Genomic DNA, 12,838 nt, shown 5'->3' on the forward strand with positions numbered 1-12,838 from the left:
CCGAAACGAGGGCGCCGACCACCGCCCTTCCGGTATCCCCGTTGAACTCCTGCTCCAGGCGTCGAGCCCGATCGAGCAACCCGTCAGCCTCGTGCGAGCGCTAATGGCCTTCGGCCTGGACTTGCGAGACGCGCACGACACCGTCGATCGCCTTGCGAGTGGCGATCAAGTCTCCGTCACCCTGCATCTGATGCCGGATAGCGACTCGCCCTTCGCCCTGCGCAAGTTCGGTGTGGCAGCGTCCGCGCCCCAGCCAGACGATGCGTCAACGATCCCCGGGGATGTGCTCGGCGCGATCGATGCGTGGCGTTTGTCGAGACCGGAGCGGCCGAGCCGCGAGGAGGCAATCGGCATCATCCTTCGGCGAGGCCTCGCGGCCGCGTAGGAGCCCCACCCGAACATTGCCAATTCCACCTCATCCGTGTATGCGCACCGCGCGCCCTCCGACACCCTTGGAGGCAGGGGCGCGCCGGGAAGGTCACAGCCGTCCGCGTCGGGCGGCTTTTTCGTTTTCCGGATCCCATTATCATCTGAAGGATCACGCCATGAGCGCAGTAAAGACGCTTGAGGCCGTGGCACGCGACCGGGTCGGCAAGGGGGCCGCCCGGGCCGTTCGTCGCCAAGGCCAAGTTCCCGCCGTCATCTACGGGGGCGGCCAGCCGCCGGAATCCATCGCGGTCGACCTCGTCCGCGCCCGCACCCTGATCTACGCTGGCGGCTTCAAGACCACGCTGTTCGAGATCAACGCCGGTGGCAAGAAGATCCGCGCGATCCCGCGCGACTTCCAGCTCGACCCGGTGAGCGGCGTCCCGCTGCACGTCGATTTCCTGCGCGTCGTCTCGGGCCAGACTGTCACGGTTGAGGTGCCGGTGCACTTCATCAACGAGGACGAGGCCCCCGGCATCAAGCAGGGCGGCGGCACCCTCAACATCGTGTCCCACACGCTGGCCCTCGACGTCGCCCCCGACCAGATCCCCGACGCGATCGAGGTCGACCTGACCGGCCGGCAGATCGGCGACGTGATCCACGTCTCCGACATCAAGATCCCGGCCGGCACCTACACCGGCGAGCAGACCGACCCGGTCGCCAACATCGTGCCGCCGACCGTGCTCGGCGCCGAGGTGGAGGCCGAAGAGGCCGCCATCGCCGAGGCACAGTCGGCCGAGGCCGCTGAGGAGAAGGCCGAAGCTGAGGCCGAGGCCGAAGGTGCCGAGGACGAGAAGAAGGACGGCGAGGAGGCCTGAGCCTCGTCGCACCGCGCACGCGAGAGCCCCGGTTTGGCCGGGGCTCTCTTCGTTTCGGGACGACAGCCTTAGGGATAGAGCCGCGCCCGGTTCCAGCCGTCGCCGGTCCGGGTGAAGCGAACCCGGTCGTGCAGGCGGAAATCGCCGTTCTGCCAGAACTCGATGCTCGTCGGCGCGATGCGGAAGCCGGTCCAATGCGCGGGCCGGGGGATCGGTCCGTCGCCGTAGCGCGCGGCCAGTTCCGCCACCGTGCCCATCAGCGTGGCGCGGTCGGCGAGCGGGCGGGATTGCTGGCTGGCGATCGCGCCGAGGCGGCTCTCCGGGTGACGGCTCGCGAAATACGCATCCGCCTCCTCCGGGCTCACCGGTGAGACTTGGCCGCGTGCGCGCACCTGCCGGCGCAGGCTCTTCCAGTGCAGCACCAGGGCCGCCTGCGGATTCTGCGCCAGCTCCTCGCCCTTGGCGGACTGGGCATTGGTGTAGAACACGAAGCCGCGCGCATCGAAGCCCTTCAGGAGCACCACGCGGACATCGGGCAGCCCGTCTGAGCCGGCAGTGGCAAGCGCCATCGCGTTCGGATCCTCAGGCTCGGCAGCCTCCGCCTCCTTCATCCAGACGGAGAACAGGGCGACCGGGTCGTCGCTTTGGGTGAAGTCCGCCCCTCGCGGGTCATCGGTCCTTAACTGATCCACGCCAAGACTCCTGCTTGCCGCGTCCAGGGGCCTGAGGGGGCACCGACATCGGCATGTTCGGTCGAGCGGAAAGCCCGTCGTGAGTCAGGTGTAATGCGACGATGCGCGTGTAAAGGGCCACGGCTGCGGTCACGCTTCGGTGCGACCACACTGCCGCTGGCGATGATGCTGGTCCTGGGCGGCTGCAGCCAGCCGCTGCTGGTCTTCCGTGGAGAAGACGAGGCGCCGCGCGTGGTCGCGGAGCCCACTGTCACCGGCAGCATCGAGAAGCGGCCCCTGAGCTTCGGCAACGATCTCGCCGAGGAGGATTGGCGCCGGGCCCGGGCAGCCCTGACGGTCGCGCTGGATCCGCAGGGCAATGGACGTCCCATGAAGTGGGACAACCCCGAGACGAGCCTGCACGGCACCGTCAATCCGACTGGCCTACCCTACGTGGCCGACGACCTGATCTGCCGCAACTTCCTGGCGTCCATCGTCGGGCCTAGGCGCAGCCGCTTCGTGCGCGGCACCGGCTGCAAACCTTCGGGCGGCGCTTGGACGCTCACGCGCATCCGGACAGCGAAGGGTCCGGATGCTTCTGATGACGGCCGGCCCCGTAAGGAGGCCGGCTCAAGCGGGACGTCTCAGTAGGGATAGCCGTAATACGGCCGCATGCGCAGCCGCGGCTGGGCAGCCGGCGGTGCGGCGTAGCGGGCGGCAGCCTCCGGATCATAAGTCCGGATGTAGGGATCGAGCGCCGGGTCGCGATAATTGCCGTTGTTCACGCCCGCCGAGCGGTCGTTGCCGCTGAGCGCCGCGTAGGGCGAGAGCCCGCTACCGCTGTCACCGCCGCCGCCGCCACCGAACGCGAAGGCCGTACCCGGCAGGGCGACGAGGAGCATTGCCGTAAGCGTCAGCGTCTTGCACGTCATGTCCTGTCTCCAAAACCTCTGACTCGGCGAACGGCGCAGCCGAACGGGGAGTTCCCGAGCGGCCCGGATCAACCGCGTGACATGGTATCTCGGCCGCGCAGCAGAGATTTACGATGCCGGATGAAACGTATCAATTTTTGATGACGCTGGCAGGAATCGCCCGGCATGACCGGCCTGCTGTGGTGGACAACCGATCGATCTTGCTGGATCGTGCCGCCAAGCAACAGTTTCCGAGCCCGCATCGACCGTATTGGCGGCCGTCTGAGGGCGTTTTCCAGGGCCCTTCACCGTGCGCGTCGTGACGCAATACGATAGGCCGAGCGCAAGGCCGCTCGGCTGATGGAGCGTGTGATCGGCGGCTCGGACCGACCGATGGCCGGCATCCGGGCTCCGGCCTGTCCCGTCCTTCAGCCGCCGCGTTCAGGCGCCGCCGCGCGGTCCGTCACCGTACGCCTCGACCGCCGGTCCCTGCGCGGCTGGCATATCCGCCTCCTCGACCAGCTCGGGCAGCATCCGGACCGGCGCGTCCGGATCGCCTGGGTCACGCAGGGCAGTGGCCTGCCGGCGAATGCCGAATTGCTGTTCCGCCTGGAGGCGGCGATTCACGGGCTGCCCCGACCCGGCCTCGCCACCGCGGCCGAGCCGGTCGCCCTCGCGCCCTACGAGGCCGGGCCGGACGGGACTGTGAAGACTGGGGACGACATTGTTCTCGACCTCTCGGGCGCCCCCGCCGACCCGACCGACTCCTCGACCACCGCGCCGGTCTGGCGGCTCGATTTCGACGGCCTGCCCGGGGAGGCAGGCCTGCTCGCCGCCCTGTTCGCCCGCCGGGCGCCGGTGGCGGCCCTGCGCGGGCCGAACGGCGCCCCAGTGGCGGTCGGCCGCCTCGGGGCGGAATCCCACACCGTGATGCTCGCCGCCTTCGAGGATTACCTCGCGCGGACGATCACGCTGATCGCCGCCGCCCTCGACGGGGCCGGATCGCCGACGCTTCCCGACGGCGCCGAGGCGCCGCTGCAGCCCGGTAGGGCCTTCGACCTCGACGGGTTCGGGGCCGGGCGGCGCGCCGCCGGGGGGCTCGCCCGGCAGATCGCCCGGCGGCTCTACGCCCTCTGCTTCCAGGGTCCGCAATGGCGGGTGGGCTGGCGGCAGGTCGTCGGTCCCGACCTGATCGACCTGCGCCGCCACCCGGAGGGCGGCTGGAACGACCTGCCGGACGACGGGCGCCGCTTCTACGCCGACCCCTTCGCCATCGCCCGGAACGGGGCCGTGACCCTGTTCGTCGAGGAGTTCGACTACCGCCGGGGCAAGGGCGTGATCTCGGCAGTCGATTTCGAAGCGGACGGCCCGCGGGGCCGCCCGGAGCCGGTGCTCGAACTCGAAACACACCTCTCCTACCCGTTCGTCTTCGAAGCGGATGGGCAGGTCTGGATGATCCCGGAATCCCACGCCTCCGGGACGATCGACCTCTACCGGGCCACCGCTTTCCCGCGGGGCTGGGTCCACGAGGCGGTGCTGGTCGACGGGGTCGTGGCCAGCGACGCGACCCTGCTGCACCACGGGGGACGCTGGTGGCTGTTCGCCACCGTCCGGGCCGGCGGAGGCAGCTATTCCGACACGCTGCACCTCTGGCACGCGCCGCATTTCCGCGGCCCCTGGACGCCGCACCGGCGCAACCCGGTGTTGATCGATGTCGGCTCGGCCCGGGCCGCCGGGCCGGTCGTGGCGCGGGGCGGCGCGCTGATCCGGCCGGTGCAGGATTGCCGCAACGGCTACGGCGCGGCGCTCGGCCTCGCCCGGATTCTGCGCCTCGACGAGGACGGCTACGCCCAGCGGGTTGAGACCCGGCTCGGGCCTGGAGCGGCCTGGCCGGGTTCGCGCCTGCACATGCTGAGCGCGGCCGGGGGCCTCGAATTCATCGACGGCTCGCGCCCGGCCCGGCCGCGTCTGCTGCGCTGATCCGGCGCGCACGATTCCCTCCGGTGCCGAACGGCACGCGCTTGCGGCTCGCATCCCGGCGCCGGCCGCGCTAATCGGAGGGCTCACGCGCGAACCGTAGAAGAACCGCCGGGACGATCTTCATGGCGAGCCCCGTCGAACATGCGAGCTTCCTGCCTCCGGTCCTGACCTTCCTGTCGGCGGCGGTGATCGGCGTGCCGATCTTCCGGCTGATCGGCCAGAGCGCCGTGCTCGGCTACCTCGTGGCCGGCGTGCTGATCGGGCCCTCAGGGCTGTCGCTGATCGCCGAGCCCGAGACCGCCGCGAGCGTCGCCGAGATCGGCGTGGTGCTCCTCCTGTTCATCGTCGGGCTGGAACTGCACCTGTCGCAACTCGTCTCGATGCGGCGCGACATCTTCGGCCTGGGCGCCGCGCAGCTGGTCGTCTGCGCCCTGGTGCTGGGCGGGGCCGGCCTGCTGGCGGGCCTGAATTTCGGGGCGGCTGCGGTGATCGGCCTCGCGCTGGCCCTGTCGGCGACCGCGGTGGCGCTGCAACTCCTGGAGGAGCGGGGCGACCTGAACAGCGCCTACGGCGCCCGCGCCTTCGCGGTGCTGCTGTTCCAGGACCTCTCGGTGGTGGGCATCCTGGCGCTGATGCCGCTGCTGGCCTCGGCGGGTGGGGCGACCGACCCGGCCTGGCTGGGGGATGCCGCGCTCTCCACCGGCAAGGCGGTCGCCGCGATCCTGACGGTGGTGCTGGTCGGCCGCTACGGCCTGAACCCGTTCTTCCGGCTGCTCGCGGCCAGCGGCGCCCGCGAGGTGATGACGGCCGCCGCCCTGCTGGTGGTGCTCGGCACCGCCCTGCTGATGGAACAGGTCGGCCTCTCGATGGCGATGGGTGCGTTCCTCGCCGGGATCCTGCTCGCCGAGTCGAATTTCCGCCATCAGCTGGAGGCCGATATCGAGCCGTTCCGCGGCATGCTGCTCGGTCTGTTCTTCATGAGCGTCGGCATGTCGATCGACGGCAATCTCGTGCGCGAGGTCTGGCCGGCTTTGTTCGGGGCGACGCTCGCCGCCATTTTGGTGAAGGTCGCCCTGGTGGCGGGCCTGTTCCGGCTGTTCGGCTCGGACACGCTCGGGGCGCTGCGCGGCGCGGCCGTCCTGGCGCCGGCCGGCGAATTCGCCTTCGTACTGCTGCCGCAAGCTGCGGATCTCGGCCTCACCGGCGCGACGGCGACGCGCTTCGCAGTGGCGCTCGCGGCGCTGACCATGCTGATCGGGCCGATCGCCGCCAAGGGGCTCGACAAGCTGATCGAGCGGCGCAACGCGCGGACCACGCACGACATCGAGGAGCCGTCGACCGAACTCGCCGAGAGCGGCGACGCCCGCGTCCTGGTGATCGGCTTCGGGCGGTTCGGGCAGCTTCTGACGCAGGTGCTGCTCGCCGAGGGCATCAACGCCACCGTCATCGACAAGGACGTGGAGCAGCTGCGCGCAGCCTCGCGCTTCGGCTTCCGCATCTATTATGGCGACGGCACCCGGCTCGACGTGCTGCGCGCCGCGGGCATCGGGCGGGTCGAGCTGGTCTGCATCTGCGTCGACGACCGGGAGGGCGCCCTCAAGATCGTCGACATCGTGCACGAGGAGTTCTCCGAGGTACGCACCTTCGTGCGGGCCTACGACCGCCTGCACGCGGTCGAGCTGATGAACCGGGACGTCGACTACCAGATCCGCGAGACCGCGGAATCGGCCCTCACCTTCGGGCGCGCCGCGCTGGAGGCGCTCGGCCTGTCGCCGGAGGCCGCGGCCGCCCGGACCGACGACGTGCGCAAGCGCGACATCGCCCGCCTCGTCCTGCAGCAGGCGGGCGCCCTGCCGGACGGCTCCAGCTGGATGCGCGGGGCCGCGGCGGGCCTGAAGCCCGAGCCGCTGACCTTACCCGTCCGGCCCGCCCGGGCGCTCAGCACCGAGACCCGCGACCTCGTGGGCAGCGACCGGCGCGAGGCGGCCGAGCGCGTGCTCGAGAGGCCGGCGCTGGCCCCGCAGGAGGTAGACGCCGCCGAGGGCGATCCGGAGGCGGAGCTGGAGACGGAAGGCGGCATCCGGGATGCGTGATCGTCCCGATGCCTGACGCGCACGATGTCTGACGGCCTGCCCCCACCGGAGTCCGGCCGCTTCGTCACGGGCTCGATCCTCCGGCACGTCGTGGTGATGGGCGCCACCGGCTCGGTGGGTCTGCTGGCGATCTTCGCCGTCGACCTGCTGTCGCTGCTCTACGTCTCGACGCTGGGCGACCCGAACCTCACCGCGGCGGTCGGATTCGCCGGCATCGTGCAGTTCTCCGCCACCGCGGTGAATATCGGCCTGATGATCGCCGCGGGCGCCCTGGTGGGGAGGGCCGTGGGTGCGCACGATCTAGCCTCGGCCCGCCGCCTCTCGACCTCGGCGCTGACGCTCGGAACCCTCGTCTCCGCCCTGATCGCGGGGCTGATCGCGCTCTACGCCGAGCCGCTTCTGACCCTGATCGGCGCACGCGGCGAGGCCCTGCGGGTGGCCACGCTGTTCCTGCACATCACCCTGGTGTCGAACCCCCTGCTGGCCGCCGGCATGTTGTTCACAGGCCTGCTCCGGGCGGTCGGCGCGGCTGGGCAGGCGATGCTGGTGACGCTCGCCGGCGCCGTGATCACGGCGCTCCTCGACCCGGTGCTGATCTTCGCCGCCGGCCTCGGCCTGGAGGGCGCGGCGATCACGGTCTGCGTGGCGCGGGTGACCTTCGTGGCGGTGGGTCTGCGCGGCGTCGCCCGACATGGCCTCCTGAGTTGGCCCCGCGGCGCCGACCTCCGGGGCGACACGGTTACCCTGGCGATCGTCGCGGGCCCCGCCATCCTCACCAACCTCGCGCCCTCGGCGGCGAGCGCGTTCCTGGCGCGTCTCTATGCCGGTTACGGCGCCGAGGCAGTCGCGGCCGCCTCGGTGATCGACCGCCTGACGCCGGTGGCCTTCTGCGGCCTGTTCGCCCTGTCGGGGGCGATCGGGCCGATCCTCGCGCAGAACTGGGGCGCGGGCCGGTTCGACCGGATGCGCGGCGTCCTGCGGGCCGCCGCCGGGGTGACGCTCGCCTACGTGAGCACGGTCTGGCTCGCCCTGGCGCTCGCCCGCGGCCCGATCGCCGCCCTGTTCGGCCTGCACGGGGTCGCGGCCGATCTGTTCGGCTTCTTCTGCCAGGTCGGCGGCGCGATCTGGTTCTTCAACGGGCTCCTGTTCCTGGGCAACGCCGCCTTCAACAATCTTGGCTTCCCCTTACGCTCCACGCTGCTGAACTGGGGGCGGGCGACGCTGGGCACGATCCCGCCCGGCCTGCTCGGTGCCGCACTCTACGGCCCCCGGGGAGTCGTGGCCGGCATGGGGCTCGGCTCGCTGGTCTTCGGGGTGCTGGGATTTCTGCTCGCGCGTCGCACCGTCGACCGGCTGGAGGGCGCCGGGCCGAACCTGCTGCCGGCCACGGGCGCGTCGGAGGTGCCCCACCGGGTCGCGCCCCTGCCGGTGGGCCATGCCCAGCATGGTCCGGTAAGCTGAACACGACGGTCGAGTCGCACTGAGCACAAGTTCCGCGGGTAGGAACTGGTATTTCCCCGCGCGACGGGTCACGATGCTCCATCCCGGCTGGTCCGACCGGGCCAGGATCAAGGCGTCATGTTCAACCCGCTCGAGATGTTCCAGGCCCAGGGCGAAGCCGGGTTCCAGGCCCTGGGTCAGCAATTCGGCCTGACGAACGAACAGACGGCCCGCGCCTTCGAGGCGCTGATGCCGGCCCTGACCCTCGGCCTCCAGCGCAGCGTCGGCATGGACCCGAGCGGCCTGACCCGGATGTTCGGCCTCCCCGATGCGGCGCGCCCCGCGGGGCGGCAGGGGCTCGATCCCCTGAGCCAGATGTTCGGTTCGGCCCAACTGCTGCAGGGGGTGCTGCAGCAGGCCTCGGCCACGAGCGGCGTGGGCGCGCAGGTGCTCCGCCAGATGCTGCCGATGATGGCGGGTGCCGTGGTGGCCAGCATCGTCCACGTGCTGATGAACCAGCCGCAGCCTGCGCCCGCCCAGGCGCGGGCGAGCGCGCCGCCGCCACCCGTGCCGTTCCCGTTCGGCCCGGCCTGGGCCGAGATGGCCAAAGCGTTCATGCCCACCGAGCCCCCGCCCCCCAAGCCGGTGCCCAAGCCGCCGGGGGCGAAGCCCGGCGAGGGCGGCTCGGACATGCTCCAGCAGATGCTGCGCACCGGGGCCGAGGTGCAGGGCAACAACATCCGGGCGATGCAGGACCTGTTCGAGACCTTCTGGCCCTCGACGGGGACGACGGCCGACGGCCCCCGGGATGCGCAGGCTGGCAGGTCACACGAGCCGCAGGCCGCGAAGGCCAAGCGCGGGCGCCCGCCCCAGGGCGGGACCGGGTGATGCAGGGACGAAGCCCCCGCGGCCGTTGCCTCGGCGGATCCGCGTCGCATCTCGTGCCGGTGCCGGTGCCGGTCCGATCCTGTCCGGCTGCCGGGGGAGCCCAGTGATGACCGACCACCTGACCGTCTGGGACGACCGGGCAGAGAGCGTCGCGGCCAACGGCGTCGCCAAACGCACGATTCCGGGCGCAGGGGCGAGCCTCGTGCGCGTGGTGGTGCCGGCCGGCGTCTCCGCCGCGCGCCACAGCCACGATCACGAGCAGTTCGTACAGGTTGTCTCGGGCTCCGGGATCCTGGAGACCGAGCAGGGCCGCAAGCCGTTCACCGCCGGCAGCGTGTTCCACTTCCCCGCCGGGGCGTGGCATGCCGCCGCATTCGAGACTGAGACGGTGTTGATCGAGACCAACCTAGCGCTTTGAAGAGCGCCGCCTTCAATTTCTTTCATCCCGGCTGAAAAAAGGCCTGTGCTTGGCCTGAGGGTTCGGCCCGTGTAGAAATCGGACCTTCAACGCCCGCCCGTGCACGCCGACGAAAGGCCGGGCATTGCCCCTACCAGAACAGAGGCTGACCATGAGCGCCGGTACTGCCGCCGACAAGCACTTCTCCAATAGCTTCTTCGCGGCTCCCCTGACGGATGCAGATCCCGAGATCGCCGAGGCGGTGGCCAAGGAACTCGGTCGTCAGCAGCATGAGATCGAGCTGATCGCCTCGGAGAACATCGTCTCCCGCGCCGTGCTGGAAGCTCAAGGCTCCGTGCTGACCAACAAGTACGCGGAGGGCTATCCGGGCCGGCGCTACTATGGCGGCTGCCAGTTCGTCGACATCGCCGAGGATCTCGCCATCGAGCGCGCCAAGCGCCTGTTCGATTGCGGCTTCGCCAACGTGCAGCCGAATTCCGGCTCTCAGGCCAACCAGGGCGTGTTCCTGGCTCTGCTGCAGCCCGGCGATACGTTCCTCGGCCTCGACCTCGCGGCCGGCGGCCACCTGACCCACGGCGCTCCGCCGAACGTCTCGGGCAAGTGGTTCAAGCCGGTGTCCTACACGGTGCGCCGGGACGACCAGCGCATCGACATGGAGCAGGTCGCCCAGCTCGCGCAGGAGCATAAGCCGAAGGTGATCATCGCCGGCGGCTCGGGCTACCCGCGCCATTGGGATTTCGCCAAGTTCCGCGAGATCGCGGATTCGGTCGGCGCCTACTTCATGGTCGACATGGCCCACTTCGCGGGCCTCGTGGCGGCCGGCGTCCATCCGTCGCCGTTCCCGCACGCCCACGTCGCCACCACGACGACCCATAAGACGCTCCGCGGCCCGCGCGGCGGCATGATCCTGACGAACGACGAGGCGCTCGCCAAGAAGTTCAATTCGGCGATCTTCCCGGGCATTCAGGGCGGCCCGCTGATGCACGTCATTGCCGGCAAGGCGGTGGCCTTCGGCGAGGCGCTGAAGCCCGAGTTCAAGATCTACGCCCGTCAGGTGGTGGAGAACGCCAAGGCGCTCGCCGACACGCTGATGTCCGGTGGCTACGACATCACCTCGGGCGGCACCGACAACCACCTGATGCTGGTCGATCTGCAGCGGAAGGGCCTGACCGGCAAGGCAGCGGAAGCCGCGCTGTCGCGGGCCGACATCACCTGCAACAAGAACGGCGTGCCGTTCGACACGCAGAAGCCGACGATCACCTCGGGCATCCGGCTGGGCACCCCGGCCGGCACGTCGCGCGGCTTCGGCGTCGCCGAGTTCAAGCAGATCGGCGGCTTCATCGTCGAGGTGCTGGACGGTCTCGTCGCCAAGGGCGAGGCGGGTGACAGCACGGTTGAGGCCGACGTCAAGACCCGCGTCCATGCGCTGACGGACCGGTTCCCGATCTACGGCTGAGGCTTGAGCGGGGCCGGCCTTCCGGGCCGGCCATGCGTGGTCTAGGAAACGGCCGCGGATCGATCCGCGGCCGTTTCCATGTCCGGGTACCCCATCCATGCGCTGTCCCTATTGCGGCGGCTCCGAGACCCAGGTGAAGGATTCGCGGCCCTCCGAGGACGGCGCTGCGATCCGCCGCCGCCGGGTCTGTCCGGATTGCGCGGGCCGCTTCACCACCTTCGAGCGGGTACAGCTGCGCGAGGTCGTGGTCCTCAAGCGCTCGGGCAAGCGCGTGCCCTTCGACCGGGACAAGCTCCAGCGCTCCATCGACGTGGCCCTGCGCAAGCGCAGCGTCGCGCCGGAGCGGATCGAGCGGCTGGTGAGCGGCATCACCCGGCAGCTCGAGAGCGCCGGTGAGCCCGAGGTGACCTCCGAGGTCATCGGCGAGTTGGTGATGGCGGGGCTCAAGGGTCTCGACGACGTCGCCTACGTGCGCTTCGCCTCGGTCTACAAGAATTTCCGCGAGGCCAAGGATTTCGAGGATCTGCTCGGCACGCTGAGCGACGGCACGCTGCCGCCGGTATCCGAGACCGCCCTGGAGGCGGAGCCGGAGCCCGAGGCCCCGGGACGCCGCCGCTCCGGTCGGACATGAGCGACGATACGACCTTCATGCGCCTCGCCCTCGCCCTGGGCCGGCGGGGCCTCGGCAGCACTTGGCCGAATCCATCGGTCGGTGCCGTCGTGGTCGAGCCCGAGACAGGCCGCATCCTGGGGACGGCCGCCACGGCGCCGGGCGGCCGCCCGCACGGGGAGCCGCTGGCGCTCGCTGCCGCGGGGGATGCCGCCCGGGGCGCGACCCTCTACGTCACCCTGGAGCCCTGCTCGCATCACGGCCGCACGCCGCCCTGCACGAACGCGATCCTGGCCGCCGGGATCGCCCGGGTGGTCAGCGCCCTGGAGGATCCCGACCCGCGTGTGGCGGGTCGCGGCCACGATCTCCTGCGGCAGGCGGGGGTAACGGTCGAGACCGGGTTGATGCGGGATGAGGCGGTGCGCGACCATCTTGGCCACGTCACCCGGGTGACGCGTGGCCGGCCCGCCCTGCACCTCAAGCTCGCCCGCACCCGCGACGGCTTCTGCGCGGCGGCCGGTCCCGAGCGCCTGCGGATCACCGGGCCGGTGGCCGATGGGGCGGTCCATCTCTGGCGGGCCCATGCCGATGCGATCCTGATCGGCATCGGCACCGCCCGGGCCGACGATCCGTCGCTCACCGTACGGCTGCCGGGGCTCGCCGGGCGCTCGCCCCTGCGGATCGTGCTCGACACGCATCTGCGGCTCTCGCCGGCGAGTGTCCTGGCCCGGACCGCCCGCGACACGCCGACCCTGGTGCTGACCACCCGCTCCGCCCCGGCCCATGCCAAGCGCGCCCTGGAGGCACTGGGCGTCGAGGTCGCCACCGTGCCGGCGGATGCGGCCGGCGGGATCGATCTGCCGGCCGCCCTGGCGCATCTGGGCGAGCGCGGCCTGACCCGCCTGTGCAGCGAGGGCGGCCCCCGCCTTGCGGAGGCGCTGGTCCGCGCCGATCTGATCGACACCTGCACGCTGGTGACCGGGCCGGTGGCGCTGGGGCCGGCCGGGGGCCTTCCGGCGCTGGGGCCCGCTCTGGCGGACGCTCTGGCGAGTGACCAGTTCCGCGAGGCCGAGCGGCTTCAGCTCGGTCCCGACACGGCCGTGACCTACGAACGCAACAGGACGTAA

General features: G+C 71.0%; 13 protein-coding genes. 11 read left to right on the top strand and 2 right to left on the bottom strand.

Annotated elements, in window-relative coordinates:
* Positions 1-103 precede the first annotated feature (103 nt).
* Together OXS27_RS17130 and OXS27_RS17135 are read left to right on the top strand one after the other, a co-directional pair.
* Positions 104-385, top strand: coding sequence for a hypothetical protein (locus OXS27_RS17130; protein WP_243919201.1), 282 nt, complete (start codon positions 104-106; stop codon positions 383-385).
* A 160-nt stretch (positions 386-545) separates the two neighbouring features.
* On the top strand, positions 546-1,244 hold the full coding sequence (locus tag OXS27_RS17135) for a 50S ribosomal protein L25/general stress protein Ctc (protein ID WP_243919203.1): 699 nt from the start codon (positions 546-548) through the stop codon (positions 1,242-1,244).
* A 68-nt stretch (positions 1,245-1,312) separates the two neighbouring features.
* Here OXS27_RS17135 and pdxH read toward each other — a convergent pair whose 3' ends face one another.
* Positions 1,313-1,936, bottom strand: a complete 624-nt coding sequence (gene pdxH, locus OXS27_RS17140) for a pyridoxamine 5'-phosphate oxidase (protein WP_267357748.1) — start codon at positions 1,934-1,936, stop codon at positions 1,313-1,315.
* 93 nt (positions 1,937-2,029) lie between these two features.
* On the opposite strand from pdxH, the gene OXS27_RS17145 reads away from it, so the two are divergent.
* Complete coding sequence (locus OXS27_RS17145; protein WP_267357750.1) at positions 2,030-2,566, top strand: RT0821/Lpp0805 family surface protein; 537 nt, start codon at positions 2,030-2,032, stop codon at positions 2,564-2,566.
* On the opposite strand, the gene OXS27_RS17150 is transcribed toward OXS27_RS17145, so the two are convergent.
* A complete protein-coding gene (locus OXS27_RS17150; RefSeq protein WP_267357752.1) occupies positions 2,560-2,847 on the bottom strand; it encodes a hypothetical protein in 288 nt (95 codons plus the stop codon). The genes OXS27_RS17145 and OXS27_RS17150 overlap by 7 nt on opposite strands.
* A 339-nt stretch (positions 2,848-3,186) precedes the next feature.
* On the opposite strand from OXS27_RS17150, the gene OXS27_RS17155 reads away from it, so the two are divergent.
* From OXS27_RS17155 to ribD, 8 genes are all read left to right on the top strand, one after another.
* Positions 3,187-4,806, top strand: a complete 1,620-nt coding sequence (locus OXS27_RS17155) for a formyl transferase (protein ID WP_267357755.1) — start codon at positions 3,187-3,189, stop codon at positions 4,804-4,806.
* Between the two features lie 122 nt (positions 4,807-4,928).
* Positions 4,929-6,899, top strand: a complete 1,971-nt coding sequence (locus OXS27_RS17160; RefSeq protein ID WP_267357758.1) for a monovalent cation:proton antiporter-2 (CPA2) family protein — start codon at positions 4,929-4,931, stop codon at positions 6,897-6,899.
* A gap of 24 nt (positions 6,900-6,923) precedes the next feature.
* Entirely contained in the window at positions 6,924-8,360 is a 1,437-nt protein-coding gene (locus OXS27_RS17165; RefSeq protein ID WP_267357760.1) for an MATE family efflux transporter, read from the top strand.
* Between the two features lie 117 nt (positions 8,361-8,477).
* Entirely contained in the window at positions 8,478-9,227 is a 750-nt protein-coding gene (locus OXS27_RS17170) for a DUF937 domain-containing protein (RefSeq protein WP_267357762.1), read from the top strand.
* A gap of 106 nt (positions 9,228-9,333) precedes the next feature.
* On the top strand, positions 9,334-9,645 hold the full coding sequence (locus OXS27_RS17175; RefSeq protein WP_267357764.1) for a cupin domain-containing protein: 312 nt from the start codon (positions 9,334-9,336) through the stop codon (positions 9,643-9,645).
* A gap of 151 nt (positions 9,646-9,796) precedes the next feature.
* Entirely contained in the window at positions 9,797-11,101 is a 1,305-nt protein-coding gene (glyA, locus tag OXS27_RS17180; protein ID WP_243919212.1) for a serine hydroxymethyltransferase, read from the top strand.
* Between the two features lie 97 nt (positions 11,102-11,198).
* Entirely contained in the window at positions 11,199-11,732 is a 534-nt protein-coding gene (gene nrdR / locus OXS27_RS17185) for a transcriptional regulator NrdR (protein ID WP_243919214.1), read from the top strand.
* Positions 11,729-12,838, top strand: coding sequence for a bifunctional diaminohydroxyphosphoribosylaminopyrimidine deaminase/5-amino-6-(5-phosphoribosylamino)uracil reductase RibD (ribD, locus tag OXS27_RS17190; RefSeq protein ID WP_267357767.1), 1,110 nt, complete (start codon positions 11,729-11,731; stop codon positions 12,836-12,838). The genes nrdR and ribD overlap by 4 nt, the downstream gene beginning before the upstream one ends.

The sequence above is a fragment of the Methylobacterium sp. GC_Met_3 genome, from assembly GCF_026540775.1.
GTDB lineage: Bacteria > Pseudomonadota > Alphaproteobacteria > Rhizobiales > Beijerinckiaceae > Methylobacterium.

Bases quoted from the DNA above. Each gene is read 5' to 3' on its own strand.
- nrdR (WP_243919214.1), top strand. From the start codon at position 11,199: ATGCGCTGTCCCTATTGCGGCGGCTCCGAGACCCAGGTGAAGGATTCG.
- OXS27_RS17135 (WP_243919203.1), top strand. From the start codon at position 546: ATGAGCGCAGTAAAGACGCTTGAGGCCGTGGCACGCGACCGGGTCGGC.
- OXS27_RS17145 (WP_267357750.1), top strand. From the start codon at position 2,030: ATGCGACGATGCGCGTGTAAAGGGCCACGGCTGCGGTCACGCTTCGGT.
- OXS27_RS17155 (WP_267357755.1), top strand. From the start codon at position 3,187: ATGGAGCGTGTGATCGGCGGCTCGGACCGACCGATGGCCGGCATCCGG.
- OXS27_RS17165 (WP_267357760.1), top strand. From the start codon at position 6,924: ATGTCTGACGGCCTGCCCCCACCGGAGTCCGGCCGCTTCGTCACGGGC.
- OXS27_RS17160 (WP_267357758.1), top strand. From the start codon at position 4,929: ATGGCGAGCCCCGTCGAACATGCGAGCTTCCTGCCTCCGGTCCTGACC.
- glyA (WP_243919212.1), top strand. From the start codon at position 9,797: ATGAGCGCCGGTACTGCCGCCGACAAGCACTTCTCCAATAGCTTCTTC.
- OXS27_RS17175 (WP_267357764.1), top strand. From the start codon at position 9,334: ATGACCGACCACCTGACCGTCTGGGACGACCGGGCAGAGAGCGTCGCG.
- ribD (WP_267357767.1), top strand. From the start codon at position 11,729: ATGAGCGACGATACGACCTTCATGCGCCTCGCCCTCGCCCTGGGCCGG.
- OXS27_RS17150 (WP_267357752.1), bottom strand. From the start codon at position 2,847: ATGACGTGCAAGACGCTGACGCTTACGGCAATGCTCCTCGTCGCCCTG.
- OXS27_RS17130 (WP_243919201.1), top strand. From the start codon at position 104: ATGGCCTTCGGCCTGGACTTGCGAGACGCGCACGACACCGTCGATCGC.
- OXS27_RS17170 (WP_267357762.1), top strand. From the start codon at position 8,478: ATGTTCAACCCGCTCGAGATGTTCCAGGCCCAGGGCGAAGCCGGGTTC.